General features: G+C 50.1%; 24 protein-coding genes and 1 tRNA gene. 13 read left to right on the top strand and 12 right to left on the bottom strand.

Annotation, left to right across the window (positions count from 1 at the left end; genetic code table 11):
- Positions 1–224: 224 nt before the first annotated feature.
- The 5 genes from OH144_RS05570 to OH144_RS05550 form a co-directional block, all read right to left on the bottom strand.
- A tRNA-Cys gene (locus OH144_RS05570) sits at positions 225–295 on the bottom strand.
- Positions 296–495: 200 nt separating this feature from the next.
- Positions 496–1059 (bottom strand): GNAT family N-acetyltransferase, encoded by a 564-nt coding sequence (locus OH144_RS05565; protein ID WP_266205311.1) that lies wholly within the window; start codon positions 1057–1059, stop codon positions 496–498.
- 30 nt (positions 1060–1089) lie between these two features.
- Positions 1090–1758: a hypothetical protein gene (locus OH144_RS05560; RefSeq protein ID WP_266205310.1), complete on the bottom strand. Its 669-nt coding sequence runs from the start codon at positions 1756–1758 to the stop codon at positions 1090–1092.
- Positions 1759–1839: 81 nt separating this feature from the next.
- The gene (locus OH144_RS05555) at positions 1840–2226 is read right to left on the bottom strand and encodes a hypothetical protein (protein WP_266205309.1); all 387 of its coding nucleotides are present in this window, start codon (positions 2224–2226) and stop codon (positions 1840–1842) included.
- A 106-nt stretch (positions 2227–2332) separates the two neighbouring features.
- Positions 2333–3031, bottom strand: a complete 699-nt coding sequence (locus tag OH144_RS05550; protein ID WP_266205308.1) for a hypothetical protein — start codon at positions 3029–3031, stop codon at positions 2333–2335.
- A 342-nt stretch (positions 3032–3373) separates the two neighbouring features.
- Here OH144_RS05550 and OH144_RS05540 point away from each other — a divergent pair, with 342 nt between their 5' ends.
- Complete coding sequence (locus OH144_RS05540) at positions 3374–3517, top strand: hypothetical protein (protein ID WP_266205307.1); 144 nt, start codon at positions 3374–3376, stop codon at positions 3515–3517.
- A 77-nt stretch (positions 3518–3594) separates the two neighbouring features.
- Here the strand turns inward: OH144_RS05540 and rpsA are convergent, their stop codons facing one another.
- The 6 genes from rpsA to tsaD form a co-directional block, all read right to left on the bottom strand.
- Positions 3595–5487 (bottom strand): 30S ribosomal protein S1, encoded by a 1893-nt coding sequence (gene rpsA, locus OH144_RS05535; RefSeq protein WP_266205306.1) that lies wholly within the window; start codon positions 5485–5487, stop codon positions 3595–3597.
- 508 nt (positions 5488–5995) lie between these two features.
- A complete protein-coding gene (locus OH144_RS05530; protein WP_266205305.1) occupies positions 5996–6499 on the bottom strand; it encodes an HNH endonuclease in 504 nt (167 codons plus the stop codon).
- An 81-nt stretch (positions 6500–6580) separates the two neighbouring features.
- Complete coding sequence (locus OH144_RS05525) at positions 6581–7357, bottom strand: C40 family peptidase (protein ID WP_266205304.1); 777 nt, start codon at positions 7355–7357, stop codon at positions 6581–6583.
- A gap of 173 nt (positions 7358–7530) precedes the next feature.
- Positions 7531–7998, bottom strand: a complete 468-nt coding sequence (gene smpB / locus OH144_RS05520; protein WP_266205303.1) for an SsrA-binding protein SmpB — start codon at positions 7996–7998, stop codon at positions 7531–7533.
- On the bottom strand, positions 7999–8385 hold the full coding sequence (locus tag OH144_RS05515) for a thioesterase family protein (RefSeq protein ID WP_266205302.1): 387 nt from the start codon (positions 8383–8385) through the stop codon (positions 7999–8001).
- 98 nt (positions 8386–8483) lie between these two features.
- Positions 8484–9491, bottom strand: coding sequence for a tRNA (adenosine(37)-N6)-threonylcarbamoyltransferase complex transferase subunit TsaD (tsaD, locus tag OH144_RS05510; protein WP_266205301.1), 1008 nt, complete (start codon positions 9489–9491; stop codon positions 8484–8486).
- Positions 9492–9493: 2 nt separating this feature from the next.
- Here tsaD and OH144_RS05505 point away from each other — a divergent pair, with 2 nt between their 5' ends.
- From OH144_RS05505 to OH144_RS05465, 9 genes are all read left to right on the top strand, one after another.
- A complete protein-coding gene (locus OH144_RS05505; protein ID WP_456107242.1) occupies positions 9494–14035 on the top strand; it encodes a translocation/assembly module TamB domain-containing protein in 4542 nt (1513 codons plus the stop codon).
- Positions 14036–14124: 89 nt separating this feature from the next.
- Complete coding sequence (locus tag OH144_RS05500; protein ID WP_266205299.1) at positions 14125–15021, top strand: cell division protein FtsX; 897 nt, start codon at positions 14125–14127, stop codon at positions 15019–15021.
- A gap of 4 nt (positions 15022–15025) precedes the next feature.
- On the top strand, positions 15026–15244 hold the full coding sequence (locus OH144_RS05495; protein ID WP_266205298.1) for a DUF3098 domain-containing protein: 219 nt from the start codon (positions 15026–15028) through the stop codon (positions 15242–15244).
- Positions 15245–16078 carry an undecaprenyl-diphosphate phosphatase gene (locus tag OH144_RS05490; protein WP_266205297.1) on the top strand — a complete coding sequence of 278 codons (834 nt, stop codon included), beginning with the start codon at positions 15245–15247 and terminating at the stop codon, positions 16076–16078.
- 2 nt (positions 16079–16080) lie between these two features.
- Complete coding sequence (gene truB, locus OH144_RS05485; protein ID WP_266205296.1) at positions 16081–16779, top strand: tRNA pseudouridine(55) synthase TruB; 699 nt, start codon at positions 16081–16083, stop codon at positions 16777–16779.
- A complete protein-coding gene (locus tag OH144_RS05480; protein WP_266205295.1) occupies positions 16763–17695 on the top strand; it encodes a bifunctional riboflavin kinase/FAD synthetase in 933 nt (310 codons plus the stop codon). Before truB ends, OH144_RS05480 begins: the two co-directional genes overlap by 17 nt.
- A 298-nt stretch (positions 17696–17993) precedes the next feature.
- A complete protein-coding gene (locus OH144_RS05475; protein WP_266205294.1) occupies positions 17994–18692 on the top strand; it encodes a CoA transferase subunit A in 699 nt (232 codons plus the stop codon).
- Between the two features lie 12 nt (positions 18693–18704).
- Entirely contained in the window at positions 18705–19361 is a 657-nt protein-coding gene (locus OH144_RS05470; RefSeq protein ID WP_266205293.1) for a CoA transferase subunit B, read from the top strand.
- Positions 19362–19527: 166 nt separating this feature from the next.
- Positions 19528–21078 carry a carbon-nitrogen hydrolase family protein gene (locus tag OH144_RS05465; protein ID WP_266205292.1) on the top strand — a complete coding sequence of 517 codons (1551 nt, stop codon included), beginning with the start codon at positions 19528–19530 and terminating at the stop codon, positions 21076–21078.
- A 72-nt stretch (positions 21079–21150) separates the two neighbouring features.
- Here the strand turns inward: OH144_RS05465 and OH144_RS05460 are convergent, their stop codons facing one another.
- On the bottom strand, positions 21151–22029 hold the full coding sequence (locus OH144_RS05460) for a chain length determinant protein (RefSeq protein WP_266205291.1): 879 nt from the start codon (positions 22027–22029) through the stop codon (positions 21151–21153).
- Between the two features lie 113 nt (positions 22030–22142).
- Here OH144_RS05460 and OH144_RS05455 point away from each other — a divergent pair, with 113 nt between their 5' ends.
- Genes OH144_RS05455 through OH144_RS05445 form a run of 3 tightly spaced genes read left to right on the top strand, consistent with a single transcriptional unit; the run spans position 22143 to position 24855 of the window.
- Entirely contained in the window at positions 22143–23321 is a 1179-nt protein-coding gene (locus OH144_RS05455) for a DegT/DnrJ/EryC1/StrS family aminotransferase (protein WP_266205290.1), read from the top strand.
- Positions 23321–23893: an acyltransferase gene (locus OH144_RS05450; RefSeq protein ID WP_266205289.1), complete on the top strand. Its 573-nt coding sequence runs from the start codon at positions 23321–23323 to the stop codon at positions 23891–23893. The genes OH144_RS05455 and OH144_RS05450 overlap by 1 nt, the downstream gene beginning before the upstream one ends.
- Positions 23890–24855 carry a Gfo/Idh/MocA family protein gene (locus OH144_RS05445; RefSeq protein WP_266205288.1) on the top strand — a complete coding sequence of 322 codons (966 nt, stop codon included), beginning with the start codon at positions 23890–23892 and terminating at the stop codon, positions 24853–24855. Before OH144_RS05450 ends, OH144_RS05445 begins: the two co-directional genes overlap by 4 nt.
- The last annotated feature ends 6 nt before the right edge of the window (positions 24856–24861 follow it).

The following is a 24861-nucleotide window of genomic DNA, read 5'->3' as shown; positions in this document are numbered from 1 at the left end:
CTATATTGAATAAAGCTAATTGATGGCTCACATGAGCGCCTGTCGGCCCCATTCTTAGTTAAGGACATTACGGATTTAGATGCTAAAAGATTAAGCCAACGGCTAGAAAATGCGGAGCTTGGTAGCACCGTTTGATATAAAGGTATAAGCTACAGGAGCGGCTATGTATAAACATGGGGAGGCAGAAAACAAAAATCCCGCTAAGTATACTTAGCGGGATTCAGAGGTAACGAGCGGATTCGAACCGCTGTAGCAGCTTTTGCAGAGCTGAGCCTAGCCACTCGGCCACGTTACCGTGTTGTTCGATTGGAGTGCAAATATACGCACAGAAGTATACTTGTCAAACTTTAGTGCCTTAATTTTTGCAAGGAAGCGGCACTATCCCCCGTTATACTTTGATCGTCAATTTGTTGGTAGGTTAAATTTACAGCAGCTTGTTGTGAGGTTGAGTGTTTTTTAAAGCAACGGGTTATGCTATGAGGTAGCGCAGCTGCCTTATAGGTGGTGTTGTAGCCTGGTTATTTTTTGATATTGCTCTTTAGTCAATTTCCACAGGTTAACTGCCTGCTCAAAGTTAGAGGCCCCAGGAATGGTTGTATGCTGCTTGACAAATGTAAATCCAAGTTTTTCTACCGTCTTGTTCGGAGCTGGATTCAAAGCATAAGGCTCGCAAAAGAGCTGCTTTAATTTCAAATTCTCGAAAAAGAACGAAAGCGATTGTTTCACAAGTTCACACCCCATTCCTTTCTGCCTGTTTTTTGAGTTCCAGAGGTGTAAGTGCATAAAAGCTTGCTCCCCCCATGCAATTTGATTTACATGAGCACTTCCGACAGGGTAGCCATTTTTTACCCAAGCCAGAAAGTATGCTTTCTTCTCCTCCATGGGCAAACAGATTTGAGATTTGACCAGCTGCTCAACCTGTTCTCTTGTCGGTCTCTTGCTTACATCCACGCCCATGCCTTCTAAATGTTCTGGTGATGCATCCACCCAGTAACGGATGAAATGTTCTATATCATCTTCCACCATTTCTCTAACAATTAATGAATTTGGTTCTTTCATCTGTATTGAACGTGCTTGGCTATGGTGCGTTCATGCACTATAGCTTTTGTTGGCATTCGTATTTCTTATTTTGTCTGTTCTTTCGAAAACGAAGCCTTGTATGTCATTATCAACAAAAGCATTTACAAGCCGCTGAGTTATGTACACGTTGTCATCAAAAGGCAGAAAAGTAAACAAGTCCAAGCTTTGGTCAAATTTATCAGAGAGAACAATCTCGTCAAGTTCTACACCAAATGCTGCAGTTTTGTCCTGGCTCTTTAGCTCCTGATAATGGTCAAATGAATCTAGCTTTATTTGCTCCTCCCTAAAAGTAAATTCGGTACGGAAGAAGACAGACTCTGCAAAGTTAATCTGGTGCGTCAGTTCCAGGTCACACAGGTGTAGCCAACTGTAATTGTGTGAGCCATCCTTTGTCTTAACCGGAGCAGAGAAGTATTGGTGTCTCATTAAACGAAAGTTATTCAATACCTTTTTTACTTTTGGACTAATGAGGAACCCTCGTGAGTTTATAGTAAAGTCTTGAAGCACATCTGTTAGGTTAGCACCATGCCTGAGCATAAAGCTAAGGTTTGGCGCAGGGTTGAACAGGTACCATGAGTTAATCGAGTGCGCTTCAAACATAGTTAAGCAGTCAACCTGTGGGCAGGCTTTACTTATTACCTCTTCATCAAGATTTTGCTTAAGTATGTAATAGCTCATTTAAGTTTAATTATGATTGCCAACGTACTTAGCCATAAGGCGGCGTAGCTGGCTTATGGGTTTTGTTGACTTCAGTTATGTTTATTTCTCAAGCTTTACTGGAATTTCTTGCCAGCCTTCTGATGGGGCTGCTATTATGCTGTCTGGTACAGGTATATCTTGAAGTATTTCACTTATACTTGGTCTTTCCGCACTAAATTTCACAAAGTACCTACCAGGGACTCGGCTTCTATCATTGTAGCGGTTTGAACGAAAGTAACTCTCTCCATTAACAACATATTCAAAACGAAGCTTCTTGCCCGATGCTACAGTCCAATATATTTCAGTAGCAACTCCTATTGTATATCGATGGTACTCATTCAAAAGGTTTTGCTCCCATTGGATATAAACTACAATTGCTGATAAGCTGCCGAAGAAAAGGATACCTGGTATAAGCTTATGTATTATCCAGTTCTTTTTCTTACTCATAGAGAAGTTCTATACTTTTAATTAAAGTCAACGGCTTGTATAGAAGGCGAACGAGGCGTAGCCGAAGTGTGACTTGTATACCTTGTTACCTGCTGGTTATTCTTATTTAGAAGACAGAATCTTCCAAGTGTATGTTCGTTTTCACTTCATCTTCTGTGACCGAATAATAAGCAAATACATTTGTGGACTTGGATTCATAACCGAAACTATCCTGGTCAATCCATTTACACTTTGCTGCAATTGCGTACGAGCTGTCTCCCCACCACCAATTCTTTTTATCGAACAAGACCGCTTCCCTAGTGGAGTCTCCTGTTGCTACACTTACTTTTAGGGTAGCGCTGCTTTCTGTCTTTGCCAGTATAGCTATACCTATGCTTTTCCTATCTCTCGACTTCTTTTCTTTATAGCGCTTCTCAAACACAAAGTCAGAGCCAAGAACAGTTTGGTAAGCTGATTCAAAAACTGATTTGTCCCAGCCTAACTTATCTGCAGCCTCCATTACAGTATTATGGATCAGGTCAAGAAGGTATCGGTACTGCTCTACTTTACAGAGTCGAAGATAAAGCTCTTCATCCATTGTAGTGTAGAGTGTGCAAATAGCTCCAAAGTAGGAAGGCTCCTGCGAAACGCTTTCTTTGTTTATCTGGATGCAGATTCTTCCTGTTTTTGGAGGCTTATACCCATCCAAAGAATTGTGGTAGTAGTCTGAGACAAAGTTTACCGCTTTTCGGAATTCCCAATCAAAAGGAGTGTCCTTTATTTTCGTACCGTTGTAGTAAACTGTGATGTCGTCTAAAGGCCACATTATTTATTGTTTTAAATGACAGGTAACTATAGTGTATAAGGTGTTGTTCCGGTTATTGGCCCTTTAGCTGGAGTGTCCGAAGCTTGCTTTTCATAATCTTCTGGCTTCAGGCAGGGTGGATTCAGCCTCATCCTCTATACATTATAAAGCTAATATAGTACATTCTTGCAGATTGTCAAGCGTGCTGACGATGCTTTCCAGCCCGTGGCTGGTGAAGTGCATGTAGATCTCAGAGGTTTTGCTGCTCCGGTGGCCGCAGGGTCTGGATGTAGCGCAGGTCAGTGCCCAGCTCGAGTAAATGCGTGGCATAGGAGTGCCTGAGCCTGTGGGCAGTTGCTCGAAATGGCCAGCTTCGATTTCCGCCACTTCACCTACCTCTACCGTACCGGCAACACCTACCACTTCTGCTACGACTATGGCTATCTGCTGCTGGAGGACGGAAAGCTACTCATTATGAATTGGCAGCCATACATGGGCAGCCAGTAAGTAACAGAAAGGGCATACAACAAAAAAGCCCCGGATTGCTCCGGGGCTTTCTGTTGTATAACAAGCTTAAGGATTGATTAAGCGTTGTTCTCTTCTTCAGAAGCTTCGTCTTCGTTAGAGTCTTTTGCCTTTTTAGCAGCAGCAGCCTCTAATTTCTTCACGCCAGCCTCTTTCTCATTCTCCAGCATCTGCTCTTTCAGGGCTGAAAGGGCATCCAGGTCGCCAAGTGTAGACTTGTTCTCTACTTCTTTCTGAACCTTTGGAGCTTTCTCCTTCTTCTCACCACCGCCAGCAGCAGGGGCAGCCTTCTTCGTAGCTCTTGCAGCTCTCGAAGACTCTACCTCAGAGTGAGTAGCAGTGTGCGAAAGGATGATCTTACGATCGTCTTTCGAGAATTCAGTTACTTTGAAGTCAAGCGTTTCGCCAGCCTCTACCTGAGAACCGTCTTCTTTTGTCAGACCTTTCGGGAAAGAGAAACCTTCGATGCCGTAAGGCAGCTCCAGCGTAGCGCCTCTGTCTGATTTCTCAAGTACAGTAGCCTTGTGTACTGAACCGATGTTGAATACAGACTCAAACGTATCCCAAGGGTTTTCCTCCAGTTGCTTGTGGCCCAGAGCAAGTCTTCTGTTCGGAACGTCCAGTTCCAGAACAACTACGTCCAGGTTCTCACCAACTTTCACAAACTCAGATGGGTGCTTGATCTTCTTCGTCCAGCTCAGGTCAGATACGTGTACTAGGCCGTCAACACCTTCTTCCAGCTCCAGGAACAGGCCGAAGTTTGTCAGGTTGCGAACGATACCGGTGTGCTTTGTACCGATAGCGTATTTCGTCAACACATCCTCCTTCGTCCATGGATCTTCGGTAAGCTGCTTAATGCCCAGAGACATCTTACGCTCTTCACGATCCAGTGTCAGCACTACTGCTTCCACCTCGTCGCCTTGCTTGATGAAGTCTTGCGGGTTACGCAGGTGCTGAGACCAGCTCATTTCTGAAACGTGGATAAGACCCTCTACGCCTGGCATCAGTTCCAGGAACGCGCCGTAATCAGCCACGTTAACGATTCTGCCTTTAACTTTTGAGCCAACCTCAATCTCAGCAGGAAGTGCGTCCCATGGGTGCGGCGTAAGCTGCTTCATGCCAAGAGAGATACGCTTCTTGTCGTCGTCGAAGTCGAGCACTACCACGTTCACCTTCTGGTCCAGGTTCAGAACTTCCTCTGGGTGGTTGATACGGCCCCATGAAATATCTGTAATGTGAAGCAGACCGTCTACGCCACCAAGGTCGATGAACACACCGAAGTTTGTCATGTTCTTGATAACGCCTTCCAGTACCTGACCACGCTCCAGGTTGTTCAGGATAGCGGCACGCTGCTGCTCCAGGTCTTTCTCGATAAGTACTTTGTGAGATACCACCACGTTGTCGAAAGCGGCGTTGATTTTCACAACTTTCACTTCCATTTTCTTGCCTACGAACACGTCGAAGTCGCGGATCGGCTTCACGTCGATCTGAGATCCTGGCAAGAAGGCCTCCACACCATGGATATCCATGATAAGACCACCTTTGGTTCTTCTCTTCACCACACCCTCCAGAACGTTGTCGTTCTCAAGCGCGTCGTAAATCTTAGCCCAGGCAGAAACGATTTTCGCCTTCTTGCGGGACAAGATAAGCTGACCGTTCGGGTCTTCCTGGTCTTCGATAAACACTTCTACCTGATCGCCTGGCTTCAGGTCCGGCATATCCCTGAACTCAGAGATAGACACAAGGCCATCAGATTTGAAACCGATGTTCAGGATTACGTCACGATCTGTAACGCCAACCACGGTTCCTGTAACAACCTCCTGCTCCTGTACGGTAGTCAGGGTGTCGTCATACATTTTTTCCATTTCGGCTTTCTCAGCTTTGCTGTAACCGCCACCGAAACCCTGGGACTCAAACTTGTCCCAGTCGAAATTTTCTGGAGAATTACTCATATTGTTTTACTGCTCTTGCGTAGCCACCGGCTTAGAGCAATGTAGCCGGTTTGGTTTAGTTATACATACCCAGGCACCTGCCCGGGCTCATCCAGTCGAATGAACCGCAAAAGTAAAGAAATAATTCATGAAATACTAGTTCCGGCAGATATTATAAAGAGCTTTTGGTGAGGGTATTAGGATAATGAGTTTAACCCCGAAAGAAGTTAGTGAGGCAACGGAAGAGCTGCATTTATACTTTGGCAGACAAATTTATACTTAAAGAGAAGCCAGGTGGCGGGGTTTTTAACAACTACACGTCTAAGTATAAATACCAGACGGTATCCTCCCTGCTTTCCAAAGTATGGCTGGTTTATGCTTTTAAGCAAAGGAAACAGGTACAGCCTGGGCCGAGCAGATGTTTCAATTTTATACTTTAATCCAACAGTTTACCCCAAACACCTATACTTGCTGATCAACAAGCATATACATAAAGTCAACTAAATATATTAGCAGCCCTATAATCCAGCTATTTCTCTACTCCGAGGTATACTTTCCAATCGGTGTTGCGGTGGTTCAGGTGCAGTTGCAGGAAGGTTTGGAGGGTTGGGCGCGTGGGCTTGCGAAGCAGTTTCAGGCCTGCCTCCTCAGGGGTGCGGTCGCCTTTGCGGGTATTGCAGCGGGAGCAGGCGGTCACCAGATTTTGCCACTTGGTCTCCCCGCCCCGGCAGCGCGGCAGGAGGTGATCCAGGGTGAGCTGCTTTATGGAACCGCAGTACTGGCAGCTGTAATTGTCGCGGCGCATCACGTTATGGCGGCTCAGGGCAATGCCATAGTATGGCACATGTACGTAACGCTGCAAACGGATGATGGAGGGCACAGGATAGGTGGTGCTGACGGTATGCAGCACTTCGCCATTAGACTTGGAGACCATCTCCGCCTTATCGAGGTATACCAATCGAAAAGCCCTGTGAACAGAGCAGACGGCGATGGCGCTGAAGTCTTGGTTCAGGATGAGTACTTTATCTTTCATGGCTGATTTCAGGTCTTTCGCCTACTCTTTTACGGAATACACCGAAAAGCTGTAGCGCCGGACAACAGAAATCAGCAGCCTTTAGAAGTGGATTCGCTTGATGATGCGCAGGTTATGCGAGTAGCGCTTGCGGGCGGCGTTGTAAATGCCGTTATGGTCGAGGGTGTCGATGCGCACCTCGCCGTGGGCGTGCATGATCTGCTGCCCCTCCAGCACCAGCCCCACATGGGTGATGCGCCCTTCGGGGTTAGAGAAGTAGGCCAGGTCGCCGGGCTGGGCCTGCGCCACAAAGTGCACTTCCTCGCCATGGTTTACTTGCTGGTAGGCATCGCGGGGCAACTGGTAACCGCAAATGCCGAAGACAAGCTGCGTAAAGCCGGAACAGTCTATACCAAAGATTGATTTGCCGCCCCACAGGTATGGCGCCTTCAGAAAGCTGTTCGCCACCTTCAGCAGCTGTGCCGGCGTGGCGATGTCAGCAGGATTAGAGGCACTGCCGGTGTACTGGTAGCGCTCCTCACCTACCCGGATGCTCGTACCGTCGAAGAAAGGCAGGTAAGAGCCTATCCCAACAGGGATACGCACTTCCGCATTGCTCACCACTTGCACCAGGTCAAGGGCGCGCGGGTGCTGCGTATTGCCCCACTCTTTATAGTAATCAGCTGAAACAGGCGTATGTTGCTTCACATCGATCCAGCCCCGGTAGTCGTCAGCGGCCAGCTGCAGTTGCAGCCAGTTGCCGTCGCGCGCCACCACCTCGTAGCACTCGCCGAAGGTTAGCTGCGTTACGATCTCAGCCTTGTCAGATGTCTCGGCGCGCATCGGCGCCACGCTCAGCATCCCTATTCCGTAATCCACTTTTTTTAATTTTGAATGAGTGAATGAGTGATTGAATGAATTTTAAATAAGCAAATGAGTGATTTGGTAAGTAGGTTTCAAAGTATGATCGAATTATAAAATTACTCTTTGCTCCAAAGAGTAAGAACTTAGACAATCATACTTCAATTCTCTCATTCACTCATTCAACATTCCTAGTAACCGCTGCGCTGCATTTCGCGCTTCACGTCTTTTTCTTTTATATCTTGTCGCTTGTCGTACAGCTTCTTACCGCGAGCCAGTGCAATCTCTACTTTAGCAAACCCGCGGTCGTTCACAAAAATGCGGGTGGGGATAATCGTTACCCCCTGCTCCTCGGCACCTCGCTCCAGCTTGCGCAATTCACTCTTGTTTAGCAACAGCTTTCGGGCGCGCATGGGTTCGTGGTTGTAGTGCGTGCCTTCGGTATAGGTGGAGATGTGCACGTTGTGCAGCCACAGCTCATTGCGGGTAAACACGCAGTAGCCGTCCTGCATGTTCACCTTTCCCTCTCGGATAGATTTAATCTCCGTTCCCATCAGCATCACGCCAGCCGTATACTTGTCGAGGAACTGGTACTCGAAGGAGGCCTTGCGGTTAACGATGTTAACGTGCTTCTTTATTCTGTCTTTGTCTTTCGCCATTTATACTTTCTTCGGCGCTAAAATTTTCGCCAGTTTTTCTTTTTTCAAAATTTTCTGACCGGTTTCTCCGTCGGCCACCAAACGCTCCCCTACTTTTGCCGTGTAGCTACAGATCACTTCGTTGCCCTTATACTTCTCCAGCCTTGCCACTATCACGACATCCTCCCCCTCGAAGGCAGGTGCTTTGTGGTTGATGGTTAAGAAAGTACCTATTCCCTCTTCATCTTCTCCTTTCATCTCCAGCACAAACAGACGCCCCGCCCACTCCGCCGCCTGCGCCAGCGAAAAGGTAGAGCAAACGGCATGCACCAGTCCATCCTCGAAACGGGCAAAGTCTGCTGCCGTTACGTGCTTGGTGTAAGTACGGGTGTCGCCGGGATAAATCATGGTTATTAGTTAGTAGTTATTAGTGTTTAGTTGTTAGCCGTTGGTTATTGCTGTTTCTGATCCTTACTTCCCCCTTCACAACTTTCTAACTCTCTAACTCAAAACTTAAGTCTCGGCTCGGGGCTCACGTACTGCGTGGCAAAATCTCCTTTAAGGTACTGGTAATGAGCAGCCATGGCAATCATACCTGCATTATCAGTGCAGTACTGAAAGGCAGGGATATACACATTCCAGTTATACTTGGCGGCGTACTCCTGCAGCGTTTTACGCAAGCCTGAGTTAGCCGACACACCGCCCGCAATGGCAATCTCACGGATGCCCAGGTCTTTGGAAGCCTGCTTCAGCTTCTTGAGCAGGGTCTTGATCAGCGTGTGCTGCACACTGGCGCAAATATCGGCCAGGTTCTCCTGCACGAAGTCCGGGTTCTCCTTCGTTTTATCCCTGAGGAAGTATAAAACAGAGGTCTTGATACCGCTGAACGAAAAGTCATACGCCGGCATGTTGCCCACTGGAAACGCGAAGGCATCCGGGTTACCCTGTGCCGCCACCTTGTCCAGCATCGGTCCGCCCGGGTAAGGCAGGCCCAGCATCTTGGCTGTTTTGTCGAAGGCCTCGCCCACGGCATCATCGGTTGTTTGCCCAATGATCTCCATCTCCAGATGATCTTTTACGAGCACAACCTGGGTATGGCCGCCGCTCACGGTTAGACAAAGGAACGGGAATTGCGGTTTGGGATCATCAATAAAGTGCGCCAGAATGTGCGCCTGCATGTGATTTACCTCTATCAAAGGGATGCCCAGGCCTAGCGCAAAGGACTTGGCAAAGGAGCAGCCCACGAGCAGCGCTCCCAAAAGGCCGGGGCCGCGTGTGAAGGCAACTGCATTTAGCTCACTTTTTGCTACATTTGCCGTAAGCAGGGCCTGCGTGACCACCGGTATGATATTCTGCTGGTGGGCTCTGGAAGCCAGCTCGGGTACCACACCGCCATACTGCTCGTGCACGGCCTGTGTGTTTACGATGTTAGACAAAACCTTGCCCCCACGGATTACCGCGGCGGAGGTCTCGTCGCAAGAAGATTCTATCGCTAAGATTGTAGGTTCGGTCATCTTTGGAAAAAGAACAGTCATCAAATTACCTCAAAGTTATAGGAAAAGCTATTCTAAAAATAGTTTTGGGGCTGTTCCTGTTCCTTTTACTGCTGTTTGCAGCTGTTTTTGTCGCTATCCGGCTCCCGGGCGTGCAAACAAGGGTGGCGCAGGAGGTGGCCCAATACCTTTCTGAGGCCACCAAGCACGAGGTTAGTGTGGGCCGTGTGGATATCGAGTTTTTCAGCAAGGTAGTGCTGGAGCAGTTACAGGTAAAGGATAACCACCAGCAGGAGCTTTTCTATGTGGGCCGCGCCGAGGCGGATATTGATGCCTTTTCCATCTTCTCACCAAACAACCTAAGTATAAGCACCCTGGAGCTGCAGGAGCCGCGGGCAAACCTGGTAAAGTATGAAGGAGCCGATTCACTCAACCTTACCTCCTTCATCAGCGCCATGCAGGAGCTGTTTGTTAAAGACACAACGAAGGTATCCAAGCCTTTTAATTTTGAGTTGGGCGAGCTGATCATCGAGAATGGCAGCTTTACCTACGACGATTTCAACTTTCCGCGTACCGAGCATGGCATGGACTACCGCCACCTGGCCTTTACTAACCTGAGCGGCCGCTTTGATGAAATACAGCTGGAGGATACCCTGAAAGTGCGGGTAACGGACCTGAAGGCCCTGGAGAAAAACTCCGACACGCACCTGCACAACCTGGATACCCGCATGACCTACACCTCCACCTTCTGGGACTGGGAGGAACTGGACCTGCAGCTCAACAACAGCAACCTCCAAAACCACGTCCGCTTCGACTACAGCACCTTCGGCGATTTTTCGGAATTCATGGATAGCGTGACGGTGACGGCAAACTTGGAGAACAGCAAAGTATTCTCGCAGGATATTGCCGTTTTTGCGCCGCAGCTACGGGAGTATGATGAGAACCTGCAGGTGAACTCGCTCAAGCTGAAAGGGCTGGTACGGAATTTCTCTGCCACGGATGTCGACCTGAAGTATGGCCGCAATACGCATATTGTGGGTACTATCAATGCCGATGGCCTGCCCAACTTCAAAGAGACCTTCGCCAACCTGCGCCTGCAGCCTTCCACCATCAGCGCCGAGGACCTCCGGAAATTTCTGCCCCAGGAAGCTTACCGGATGGCAGCCAGGCTGGGCACCGTTCGCCTGGAGGGGCGTTTCCTGGGCTTCTACAACGACTTCGTGGCCAACGGGGAATTCGGCACCGCGCTGGGTAACCTGCGCTCTGACATCAACCTGAAAATAGACGACGATACCCGCACCTCCTCCTATAGCGGGTTTGTAACCACCAACGGTTTTAACCTGGGCCGTCTGCTCGATGCTGAGGAACAAATCAGCACTATCTCTATGAGCGGCCGCCTGCAGGGCACTGGCTTTAGCCTGAAAACCGCCGACGTAAAAGCAAACGTGGATATCCGGCAGGTGCAGTTGCTAGGATATAATTACCAGAACCTGAAAGCCGACGGTGTCCTGCGCCGCCAGGTATTCACGGGTGATGTCTCCATCAACGACCCTAACCTGATCTTTACCGCCAGCGGCGAGGTGAACCTGACGGAGCAGCGCAAAGCTTTTAACATGGTGGCCGACCTGGAGCGCATCGATTTCCAGGCGCTGAACCTGACACAGGAGCCTCTCCTGCTCAGTGCCCATGCTAATCTGAATTTTAAGGGCCTGCGGCTCGATGAGTTCGAAGGGACCGCCCGCTTTGACAGTGCCTACGTGGGGTACAAGGGCAACAGCCTCTCGCTAGACTCGGTTATGGTGGCATCAGAAATTGCCGCCGGGCAGCGATCGCTCGACCTCTTTTCGAGCCTGCTGGACCTGCACGTGGACGGCAACTTCAACTATACCACGCTAATAGCTGACCTAAAGGCGCTGGTTCAGGAGTACCAGCTCAACTTTGAAAGTGACCCGGTTGCCACGGCGGAGTACTACAACCGCAAGCCCAAAGAAAGGGCCAGCGAGTATGCCGTGAACTATGCCATGAACCTGAAGCAGGCTACCCCTATCCTGGAGCTGTTTGTGCCGGAGCTCACCATATCCGACAGCTCGCAGGTAGAGGGCTCGTTCCGACACGATGCCACTGCTATACTGGAGTTATATGCCACCATCGACACTATCCTGTACGACGGGTATACATTATATGGAAACAATATTGAACTGAATACCTCCAAAATGCTGGACAACCCGGATGTACTGGCGGCCGCTCTCTTCACCTCGCGGCAGCAGGAGTTGCCGGGTGTCGGTTCCACCCAGGATTTTTTCCTGGAAGGCATCTGGAGTGAGCGCACCATTCAGTTCGCCACCAGCCTGCGACAGCCGCTGCAGAACAACCGCGCCCTCATCACCGGCGACCTGAACTTTCTGCAGAACCAGATACAGATCGTCTTCGACGAGTCGGACATCACGCTGCAGAAAAACGTATGGGCCTTTCTCCCCGGCAACACCATTTATATAAGCGAGGCAGGCAAACGGCTCGTGTTCGAGAACTTTGCCCTTACGAACCAGAACCAGGTGATACGTGCCGACGGCGAAGTATCCCGGGACCCGAACAGCCGCCTGGTGCTGAACGTGGAGAACTTTAAGCTCAACAACCTGAACCCGATCCTGCCCATGAAGATCGCTGGCGAGGTAACGGCAAAACTGACTGCGCAGGACCTCTACAATCAGGCCATGCTCAACGCTGCCATGCAGGTGGATTCCTTTTACCTGGATGATGTATTTATCGGCGACGTAATAGGCAGCACCGACTGGACCAAGGCTAACCAGCGCGCGACGGTGGATGTGGGCATTCAGCGAAACGCCAAGAAGGTACTCTCGCTCACGGGGTTTTATAACCCGCAAGTGGAGGAAGACCAACTGGACCTGCTCGCCGTGCTGGACCAGGCAAACCTGAAGCTGGTAGAGCCGGTGTTGCGCGGCCTGTTCTCTGACCTGGGCGGCAACATGGAAGGGCGCATCCGGGTGCTGGGCAACCTGAATGCCCCGGTACTGAAAGGCTCCGTTCTAGTCACCGGTGGCCAATTCACGTTCGACTACCTGAACACCACCTACCGCTTCTCCGACCGCATCTACTTTGGCCCTAACAGCATCAGCTTCCGTAATGCGCAGCTGCAGGACTTGTTCGGCAACAGGGCCACGGTGACGGGAGGTATCGCCCACGACGGTTTCCGGAATATGGTAATCGATATGGAGGCGCGTTTCCGCAACTTTATGGTGCTCAACACCACCGAGGCGCAGAACGAGCTCTTCTACGGAACGGCCTTCGCCACGGGCTCTGCCAGCGTGCTGGGACCAACAGAGAACCTGCAGGTAAAGGTGGATGCCCGCAGCGACGCCAACACCCGCATCGTGCTGCCGCTCGATTACCAGACCGATGTGTCCAGGAAAGACTTTATCCGCTTCGTGAACAACAACCCTGAAAAAGGTACAGACATAGCGGTGGAGGCTGAGAGCCGCGCCGTTGACCTCTCGGGCATCAACCTGGACTTTAACCTGGACGTGACCGACGACGCCTACTTTGAAATCATCATCGACCGCACCACCGGCGACGTGATCCGGGGCTCCGGCAATGGCGACATCCAGATGACCATCGATACCCGCGGTGACTTTAACATGTATGGCACCTTCGAGATCTTGCAGGGGGCCTACAACCTGAACCTGCTGGAGGGCCTGGTTACCCGCGAGTTTAAAGTAGTGCCAGGCGGCACCATCACCTGGAACGGCGACCCTACCGCTGGTGTGATGGACATTCAGGCAAACTATACCCAGATGGCCTCTTTTGACAACCTGATAACTGGCGATAACATTTCAGGCCGCTATCCTGTGACAGCCATTATCGACCTTAAAGGTCCGCTGCTTACGCCGAATATTCAGCTTGGTCTTAGCTTCGATCAGCTCCCGCAGGAAATTCAAACCTCTCAATACTCGGTTATCAACTCCATCAAGAACGATGAGAGTGAGCTCAACCGCCAGGTGTTCAGCTTGCTCGTGTTGCAGCGCCTTTCGCCCCAGGGCACGCTGGCCTTCGACAGCGGTATAGGAGCTAGCGCGGTAGGCGGCAGTTTGGGAAGCCTGCTCTCAGGCCAGCTCAACAACTTCTTCAACAGCATCGACAGCAACCTGGAAGTAGACATAGGCCTGGGTAGCATCGGGCAGGATGCCCTCAATGCACTGCAGGTGCGCCTGAGCTATACGTTCTTTCAGGGCCGCCTGCGCGTGACCAGCGAGACCGGACTGGGCGGTAGCCGCGACAATGCGAGCGGAGATGGCTATGTGGGCAACTGGCTGCTCGACTACTATATCTCCCCATCCGGGGAGCTCCGCGCGCGGCTGGAGTATAACTCAATCCCTAACATTTACACGCAGCGCATCACCCAGAGCCAAAGTATAAGCTTGCTGCACACCAAGCGCTTCGACAACCTGCGCGAGCTTTTCGGCAGTGAGAAGCGCGCCCGCCGCCAACAGCGCCTGGAGCAGGAGCGCGACCGCATCATACTTGATTCCGACCCAAGACTGGAGTTATAAAGACCGAACAGGCCTTTTTTAGCGGCTTTGGCCCTTACGCCTGCGCTTTTGTAAAATATATTTCTAATTTTGCGCGGAAGGCTACAGCTATGGCGACGAAAGTAAAACACATCAAGAAGAAAAAATTAGGCAACTACCCGCACCTGATGGTGGTGTTCAGTATTACGCTGGCGCTGTTTGTGATCGGGGTGTTCGGGCTGCTGCTGATCCACGCCGAGAAGCTATCTGAGAAGGTGAAGGAAAGTATAGAAATGCAGGTTTACCTGGACCGCAACCTGACCGAGGTGCAGCTGGTGAGACTGCAGAAGACCTTTGCCGCCAAAGAATATGTCGCCTTCCAAAACGACTCCGCCCAAGTCCGCTATATTTCCAAGGAGGAGGGCGCCAAGGCATTTTTAGACGAGACCGGCGAAGATTTCATGACATTTTTGGGGGATAACCCGCTACGCGACGCCTATGTGCTCCGCATCGATGCCGACCACTCCAGCTCTGCCATGCTCAAAAGTATAAAACTGGACCTGGAGGAAGTTGACGGGGTGTATGAGGTACAGTACGTGGAGAGCCTTATTGAGTCCATCAACCAGAACATCCAGAAGATCAGCATTATTCTAATAGGCTTTGCCGCCATCCTGGTGCTGGTGGTGATCATTCTGATAAACAACACGATTAAGCTGGCCCTGTACTCGCAGCGTTTTTTAATACGCAGCATGCAATTAGTGGGAGCTACTTCGTTCTTTATCCAGCGCCCGTTCCTGAACCGTGCCGCCTGGCAGGGCGTCGTGAGCGGGGTGCTGGCCTCTGCCCTGCTTTTTGGCCTGATGCAGTATACCTATAACGAGATTACGGAGCTGCAGCTGCTGCGCAACGACGAGCAGACTTATATCCTGATGGGTGCGCTGGTTATGCTGGGCCTTATCATCGGGTTTATGAGCTCTTACCGCGCCGTGCGCAAATACCTGGGCATGTCTTTAGATGAACTATACTAACACCATGGAGGATAACAAAAACAACCTTGCCTTTGGCAAGAAGAACTACGTCCTGATGCTGGCTGGCATTGCCGTACTGGCACTCGGCTTCTTTATCATGACGCTGGACACCGAGCCATATGGCCTCGGATTCCTGGGCATCACGCTGGGGCCGCTGGTAGTGCTGGCGGGCTTCGCCATTGAATTTTTCGCCATCATGGCAAAGGACAAAACAAAAAAATAAATGAGTATTTGGCAGGCTATTATTTTAGCCATTGTTGAAGGGCTTACCGAGTTCTTACCAGTTTCCTCTACGGGGCACATGATTATCGCCTCCAGCCTGATGGGCATTAACGAGTTACCGATCACCAAGATCTTTACAGTGAACATACAGTTTGGGGCCATCCTTTCGGTGGTGGTGCTCTACTGGCGGCGGTTTGCGCAGGGGCTTGATTTTTACTTTAAGCTGTTTATCGCCTTCATACCTGCGGCCTTGCTGGGCTTTGCCTTAAACGACCTGATCGACAGCATGCTGGAAAGTGTGCTGATAACAGCTTTTATGCTGGTTTTTGGGGGCATTGTGCTCCTGTTTGTTGATAAGTGGTTCCGCCACTCCACCAATACCAAGATCAACTACAAGAACGCGTTCCTGATCGGCCTGGCGCAGTGCTTGGCCATGATACCAGGCGTTTCCAGGTCTGCTGCCTCCATTATAGGTGGCCTGGCCCAGGGCATCGACCGGAAAACGGCCGCGGAATTCTCTTTCTTCCTGGCCGTACCTACGATGCTGGCCGCCGGCACTTACAAGCTCTTGACGGACTTGCTAGGCCTGGAAATTTCGGACCTTTTAAGGTTCGACCTCGTAAAAATCCAGAACAGTTTTGATGTCATTCACCCCGAGGACCTGCAGCTGCTGCTGATCGGTAACGTGGTGGCCTTTTTCGTGGCGATGGCTGCGATCAAGTTCTTCATCAGCTTCCTGACCAAGTATGGCTTCAAGATGTTTGGCTACTACAGAATTGCCGTAGGCGTGGTATTATTGGCACTGCTTGCCATGGGCGTAGATTTAAAAGTATAACGATGCAATACGATTTTGCCGCCGGCGAAATACTACTTATAAACAAGCCGCTCGACTGGACCTCCTTCGATGTGGTAAAGAAAGTACGCAATACTATCCGCGTTAAGAAAGTAGGCCATGCCGGCACACTGGACCCGCTGGCTACTGGTCTGCTCATACTTTGCACAGGCAAGTTCACCAAGCGTATCGACGAGATTCAGGGGCAGGAGAAGGAGTACACCGGCATCATCCGCCTGGGAGAAACCACCCCCTCCTACGACCGCGAAACCGAGGTAACCGAAACCCGCGACATCAGTCATCTGACCGAGGAAAGTATAAAACAAGCCGCCCAAAGCTTTGTTGGTGCCATTGAGCAGGTGCCGCCCATCTACTCTGCCGTGCAGGTAGACGGCAAGCGCGCCTACGACCTGGCCCGCAAAGGCAAGGAGGTAGAGCTAAAGCCACGCAGCGTTACCATCAATGCATTCGATATTACAAGTATAAACGGGCCGGAGGTGGAGTTCAGGGTGGTGTGCAGCAAAGGCACCTACATCCGCAGCCTGGCCCACGACCTGGGGCAGAAACTGGGCGTGGGGGGCCACCTCTCCAAGCTGGAGCGCACGCGCATCGGCGAGTATAAGCTGGAGGACGCCCTTACCATTGACGATATCATCGCGATTAGAAAAAAACAGCTGGAGGAAGCGGATGGAAGTAATTCGTGACATAGCTGACTTTCCCGAGCTGAGCCATGCCGTGGTGACAAGCGGCACTTTCGACGGGGTGCACGTGGGCCACCAGAAGATCCTGCGCCGCGTCATTGAGCGCGCCCGCCAGAGCGACGGCCAAAGTGTGGTGATCACCTACTGGCCGCACCCGCGCCTGGTGCTGTTCCCAGATGACAACGAGCTGAAGTTACTTTCTACCATAGATGAGCGCATTGAACAGCTCCGCAGCTTCGGCATCGATTACCTGCTCATTGTCCCTTTTACCAAGGAGTTTTCCCGCACCTCCTCCCGCTGTTTTATATCCGATATACTGGTTCGGGCTATCAACACCAAAGTATTGGTCATCGGCTACGACCACCGGTTTGGCAAGAACCGCGAGGGCAGCTTTGAGCACCTGAAGGCCCGCTCGGCACAGTACGGCTTTGAGGTCGAGGAAATTCCGCGCCAGGATGTGGATGATGTGGGCGTGAGCTCCACCAAAATCAGAAGGGCACTCGAAAGCGGCGACATTGACACAGCCAACAGTTACCTCGGCCGCCCCTATAGTATCACTTCTGTGGTGGAGGAGGGCGATAAGATTGGCCGCACGATCGGCTTTCCGACAGCCAACCTGGCGCTTCCGCCGGCGCATAAGCTCATACCTGGCAACGGCGTGTACGCGGTTTGGGCAAGTATAGGGAACGAGCGCCACCCGGCCATGATGAACATCGGGTTTCGCCCAACAGTTGCTGGCAAAAAGCTAACGATGGAGGTGCACCTGCTTGAGTTCAGCGGCGACCTCTATGGCAAAACCATGACGGTGCAGTTTATGGAGCAGCTCCGCAAGGAGCGCAAGTTTGAGAGCCTGGATGCCCTGAAAGGGCAGCTGGAGAAAGACAAGCAGGCGACGAAGGAATTTCTGGCGCTACAATAACGCCGATCCCATACTTGAAAGTATAAACCGAAAGCCAGCATGAGCCTATATGCTGGCTTTCGGCATTCCAGCCACTACTACACTCGAAAAGCATAGTCTGCGGTTCAGCTACTTGTATCCTAAAAATTACCTCCCCTGGCTTTTCACCTAACCTTTCCCCCATTTCACCCGAAAAAGGGATATCCATACTTTTATATGCCTATTTTTATATCTAAATTACCTACAGACAGAAACAGCTGGTGAGGCAGAAGCACAGCCGCTGCGCACCGGCAGCTAAACATTCCCAATTACACCCACTATGATCAATAAAACTGTAAAAAACGCACAGGAAGCACTACAGGGCATTCAGGACGGCATGACGCTGATGCTGGGGGGCTTTGGCCTTTGCGGTATCCCGGAAAACGCGATTCAGGAGCTGCTGCGCCTGGGCGTGAAAGACCTGACCTGTATCTCTAACAATGCTGGCGTGGACGACTTCGGTATCGGACTGCTGCTGCAGAAGCGCCAGGTAAAGAAAATGATTGCCAGCTATGTAGGCGAAAACGCGGAGTTTGAGCGCCAGTTGCTGAGCGGCGAGCTGGAGGTAGAGTTGATTCCGCAGGGCACGCTGGCAGAGCGTATCCGGGCCGGTGGCGCGGGCATTCCGGCTTTCTTCACCCCTGCCGGCTACGGCACCGAGGTAGGCGAGGGCAAAGAGAACCGTGAGTTTAACGGCAAAATGTACCTGATGGAAGAGTGGCTGAAAGCTGATTTCGCTTTTGTAAAGGCCTGGAAGGGCGACACTGCCGGAAACCTGATCTACAAAGGCACCGCCCGCAACTTTAACCCGATGATGGCCACTGCCGGCAAAATCACCGTGGCTGAAGTAGAGGAACTAGTGCCTGCCGGTGAGCTGGACCCGAACTTGATCCATACACCCGGCATCTTTGTGCAGCGCATCTTCCAGGGCGACAAGTATGAGAAGCGCATTGAACAGCGAACGGTTAGACAGGCTTAAACTCAGATAAATATGGCTTTAGATAAAAATCAAATAGCAAGACGCATCGCCCAGGAAGTAAAGAACGGCATGTACGTGAACCTGGGCATCGGGATACCGACGCTGGTGGCCAACTACATTCCGGAAGGTATAGAAGTAGTGCTGCAATCGGAGAACGGCTTACTGGGCATGGGCCCCTTCCCTACTGAGGACAAGGTAGACGCCGACCTGATCAACGCCGGCAAGCAAACCATTACCACGCTCCCGGGTTCTTCTATCTTTAGCTCCGCTGAGAGCTTTGGCATGATTCGCGGCGAGCACGTGGACCTGACCATACTCGGTGCCATGGAAGTGTCGGAGAACGGCGATATTGCCAACTGGAAGATTCCGGGCAAAATGGTAAAAGGCATGGGGGGCGCCATGGACCTGGTGGCCTCTGCCAAAAACATCATCGTAGCCATGCAGCATACCGCCCGCGACGGCTCCTCTAAGCTCCTGAAAGAGTGCTCCCTTCCCCTGACGGGCCTGAACTGCGTGAAAAAAATCGTGACCGACCTGGCCGTACTCGAGGTAGTGGAAGGTGGCTTTAAGTTACTGGAACGCGCTCCGGGTGTAACGGTAGAAGACATTAAGGCCGCTACTGAAGGCAACCTGATCGTGGAGGGCGAGGTGCCCGAGATACAGGTATAAAATACACTTTACGAGAAACTATACTTAGAAGCGCAGCCCCAAACTGCGCTTCTTTTATTTATTTTTGCACCGCAGCACTTGCATTATCCGGTGCTACAGGTATACTATACCAAAAGTATGGTAAGCATACGTATATAGCTACAAGTATTAATATTTCCAACACATAATGAGTGAACGAGAAGAAACCAGTTTTGAACATAGATTGCTGCTGCGCCAGCTGGAACTAAGGGATTACAAAGAGGTAAAGGAGATTATGGAGACCGTGTACTCCAGCATTGACGGCGCCTGGACCCGAAAGGAGTTCTCCAACCTGCTAAAGAAGTTTCCGGAAGGCCAGATCTGTATTGAGGACAATGGCAAAGTAGTGGCTGCCGCCCTGAGCCTAATTATTGATTACGACGAGTATGGCGACAAGCACACCTACGATCAGATCATAGACAAAGGCTCCTTTAAAACACACGACCCGGAAGGTGACACGCTGTACGGCATCGATGTATTCGTGCACCCGGAGTACCGCAACCTCCGCCTGGGCCGCCGCCTCTACGACGCCCGCAAGGAGATCTGCGAGAAGCTGAACCTGCGCGGCATTATTGCCGGCGGCCGCATACCCGGGTATAAGGACTACGCCAACAAGCTCACACCTGCCAAGTATATCGAGATGGTGCGCAACAAGGAGCTCTCCGACCCGGTGCTTTCTTTCCAACTAAGCAACGGCTTCCACGTCCGCCGCATCCTCAAGGGCTACCTCCCCGACGACACCGACTCAAAGGCCTACGCCACGCTGCTAGAGTGGATTAACGTGTACTACGAGGATAAGGAAAAGCTCATAGGGGGCAAGAAAACCGTGGTGCGTATAGGCATCGTGCAGTGGCAGATGCGGGCCATTAAAGACATCGACGATTTTATGCAGCAGGTAGAGTTCTTCGTGGACACCGTGAGCTCATACAAATCCGATATCGTGATGTTCCCGGAGTTCTTCAACGCACCGCTGATGGCCCTGTCAAACGAGGACACCCCGTCGGAGGCGATCAGAAGTATGGCAGAGTATACAGAGGAGATCCGTGAGCGGATGATTCACCTGGCCTTGTCGTACAACATCAACATCATTGCCGGAAGTATGCCGGAGTACTACGATAACAAGCTCTACAACGTGAGCTACCTCTGCCGCCGCGACGGCACCTACGACTCGCAGTACAAGCTACACGTCACCCCGGACGAGTCGCACTACTGGGGGATGCGCGGGGGCCATAAACTGAAGATATTCGATACCGACATCGGTAAAGTAGGCATTCTCATCTGCTACGACGTGGAGTTCCCGGAACTGGCCCGCATGCTCTCCGATATGGACATGAAGATCCTGTTCGTGCCTTACTGGACCGACACCAAGAACGCCTACCTGCGCGTGCGCCTTTGCTCCCAGGCCCGGGCCATCGAGAACGAGTGCTATGTAGCCATCACCGGTAGCGTGGGCAACCTGCCGAAGGTGGAAAACATGGACATCCAGTACTCTCAGTCCGCCGTCTTCTCCCCTTCCGATTTCGCTTTCCCGCATGACGCCGTCATTGCCGAGGCTACGCCCAACACCGAGATGACGCTCATCGCCGACCTGGACCTGGACCTGCTCAAGGATCTGAACACGGCAGGCAGCGTACGTAACCTGAAAGATCGCAGGAGAGATCTGTATAACCTGAGCTGGGTGATGCGGAAGGATGAGTAGGGTATAAAAACAGAACAGCCGCTGCTATGGATATAGCAGCGGCTGTTCTGTTACATGGAGCATGGAAATAACCTAACTCAAGAGTTTCCTCCTCTTTTTCGCCAAATTGAGGGCAACAATAACTCCAACTATAAATCCTAGACCAACACCAATAGCAAGGTGACGCTTAAGGCTGGGACCTGTAGGCAAAAGCTTAGGAACAAATCCCGTAACTATTTCAACATTATCCAGATTCTCAAGGTCAGCTTCCAATTCTACCTGCTCCTTATACATTAGAATACTCTCCTTATACAAGTTGGTAGGGTCTATTGGCTGACCATATACAAAGCCATTCACAGGTCCCCTTGGAGAGCCTACATTTGTTTTCATGCTATCAATTGACGAGATTTCTCCCTTTAGTTTGGAGATCATACTTTCCACTTGCCGCTGCTTTATCCTTTTCTGCTTTGCAAAGTATCTATTGTTCTCTAAATAATTGGTTAATGCTGGCTCCATACTTTCAAATAATTCCCTGTTATATAGGGACAGCTCTATCCTGAACGGCGATCCTGTTAGCACACTATCTTCCTCAATCCTATCTTGGTCAAGGTTTGAGAACTTCATTTCCTTGATCTGTTGCGCCGAGGCTTGGCTAATATCTAACCTGTCTGCTACTACCTCGTAATTACCTTCACCGATCATAGTGGAGAGCTTGTTCAGCTGATCCTCGATAAATTCATTACGGATGTTTGCAAGCATTAAGGTCATAGATGAGGTATAGTAAGGCTTGGTAAGGGAGTAGGTAAGATACCCTACTCCTAAACCTAGGGCAGTTATACCTATTATCATTAGCTTGTGCGAAAGAACAACATCAAAAACATATTGAATTCTTTTCTTTATGCTATTAAAGAACAGACCTATATTTCGAAAGACTTCGGCCACATCAATCTCATCTTTATCAACTTGTTGCATGAATTTATTTACTTGAGGTTAAAGTTAAAGACTCTGGAACAGGTGACAAATATAGTGGATCCCAAAAGAAAGCATGCTGATTTTCCTAAATGGAGGAATAATTTACTACTTTTATGCCATTAAAGGCAAACTTAATGAAGATCACTCGTCAATACACCATACAAATGGTCGATCTGTATGGGCAATATCTGCGTCTTAAAGATGAAATAGATGCTGCAATTGCGGATGTTATAGAAACATCCTCCTATATCAATGGGCCTGCTGTTGGCCAGTTCGCGTCTGAACTAGCGGAGTACAACAATATTAAGCACGCCGTGCCCTGCGCCAACGGGACTGACGCCCTCCAACTCGCTATGATGGGTCTGGAATTAAGGCATGGCGATGAGGTGATTGTGCCAAGCTTTACCTATGTTGCAACAGCAGAGGTAATTGCACTTTTAGGTTTAACACCGGTGTTCGTAGATGTAGATCCAGACACCTTCTTGATTGCACCTCAATCAATAAAAGATAGTATAACTTCCCGTACAAAAGCCATTGTGCCGGTACACCTGTATGGCCAGTGTGCTGACATGGAAGCTATTTTGGATATAGCCAAAGCACATAGCCTTTTCGTTATAGAAGACACCGCTCAGGCTATTGGTGCAGAATTTACATTTAGCGACGGTACGAAAAAGAAGGCAGGCACAATAGGCACAGTTGGCACAACGTCCTTCTTTCCTTCCAAGAACCTAGGCTGCTACGGCGATGGCGGAGCCCTCTTCGTTCAGGATGAGAACTTGGCCCGAAAGATACAGGTGATTGCCAACCATGGGCAGCGGGTGAAATACTATCATGATCTGGTTGGTGTTAACTCCAGGTTGGACACTATGCAAGCAGCTATTCTGAGGGTGAAACTCAGAGAATTGAATAATTACTGCAGTAAGAGAAACAGAACTGCAGATTTCTATGACAAGCAGCTCGGCAACCTGGCTGCTTTGACCCTCCCACAGCGTATGGCAAACTCTTCCCATGTGTTTCATCAATACACGCTTAAGTGCAATACATTCAATAGGGATGATCTAAAGCAATTCCTGGCCGATAGGGGCATTCCTTCTATGGTATACTACCCAGTTCCGCTGCATTTGCAGAAGGCATACCGGTCTTACGGCTACACAGAGGGAGACCTGCCTGTATCTGAGGATTTGGCTGCAAGAGTTCTCTCACTGCCTATTCATACTGAGCAGCAGGAGGAAGAACTCCGATTTATCACAGATTCAGTCAAAGAATTCCTTGCAACTAATAACCTAGCCTAATGAATTATTACAGCCATGAGACAGCCATTATAGATGAAGGCTGCAGCATAGGGGAAGGCACTAAAATTTGGCACTTTTCTCACATCATGCCTAACTGCACGATTGGTGAAAATTGTAATATCGGTCAAAACGTAGTGATTTCTCCGGATGTTATCCTTGGTAAGAATGTGAAGGTTCAGAACAACGTTTCTATCTATACGGGAGTTACCTGCGATGATGATGTCTTTTTAGGCCCATCGATGGTATTCACTAACATTTCCAACCCCCGAAGTGCCATCAACCGTCGAGGACAATATGCCAAAACACATGTAGGCAAAGGTGCATCCATTGGAGCGAATGCCACTATTGTGTGTGGCCATAATATAGGCCCCTATGCCTTTATCGGTGCCGGTGCCGTGGTAACTAAAACTGTCCCAGCTTATGCTTTGGTCGTAGGAAACCCGGCCCGACAAGTGGGGTGGATGAGCGAATATGGCCATAAGCTTGAGTTTGACGAAAATGGCTTTGCCGCCTGCCCAGAGAGCAATGAGCGTTATCAATTAGAGAACAAGGAAGTAAAGAAGTACAAATGAAAAATTTCGCCCTTATTGGAGCTGCAGGCTATATAGCCCCTCGCCATCTGAAAGCAATCAAAGACACGAACAATAATTTAGTAGCAGCGCTAGATAACTTCGACAGCGTGGGTATTATGGACAGTTATTTCCCCAATGCCGATTTTTTTGTGGAGTTTGAGCGCTTTGACAGACATCTGGAGAAGTTAAAATATGAGAAAGAGCTTACACTGGATTACGTGAGTATTTGTACTCCAAACTATCTCCACGACGCTCATATCCGTTTGGCGCTCCGTCGTGGGGCTGATGCCATATGTGAAAAGCCACTTGTGCTTAACCCCTGGAACATTGATGCACTGGCACATATTGAAAAAGAAACAGGCAAGAAAATCAATAACATTCTGCAGTTGCGCGTTCACCCTAGCATCATAGCACTGAAGGAGAAAATTCAAAACGGGCCGAAAGATAAGAAGTATGAGGTAGACCTGACCTACCTGACCTCCAGAGGCCATTGGTACTTTACATCCTGGAAGGGAGATGTGTCTAAGTCGGGCGGCATTGCGACAAATATAGGGGTACATTTCTATGACATGCTGAGCTGGATTTTTGGGAAAGTGCAGCAGAATGTGGTGCACTTGCACACCCACGACCGCGCCGCAGGGTATTTAGAATTTGAAAATGCACGCGTGCGATGGTTCCTTAGTATCAATTTTGATCTTCTGCCAGCTGCGGCGAAAGAAAAAGGAAAGAGTACCTTCCGCTCCATTACGGTGGAGGGTGAAGAACTTGAGTTTAGTGAAGGCTTTACCGATTTGCATACCATAAGTTATCAAGAAATCCTGAATGGGAATGGCTATGGGCTAGAGGAAGCGAGACAATCTATCGAGATTGTACATGATATCAGGAACCAGCAATCAGTCGGTCTAAAGGGTGAATATCATCCGTTGGCAAAGGAGAAGCTGTCAAAACATCCTTTCCATTAGGTCACA

Source organism: Pontibacter kalidii (assembly GCF_026278245.1).
In the GTDB taxonomy this organism is placed as follows: domain Bacteria; phylum Bacteroidota; class Bacteroidia; order Cytophagales; family Hymenobacteraceae; genus Pontibacter; species Pontibacter kalidii.
The sequence above is the reverse complement of the archived record's forward strand: the minus strand, read 5'-3'. Positions and strand labels throughout refer to the sequence as shown.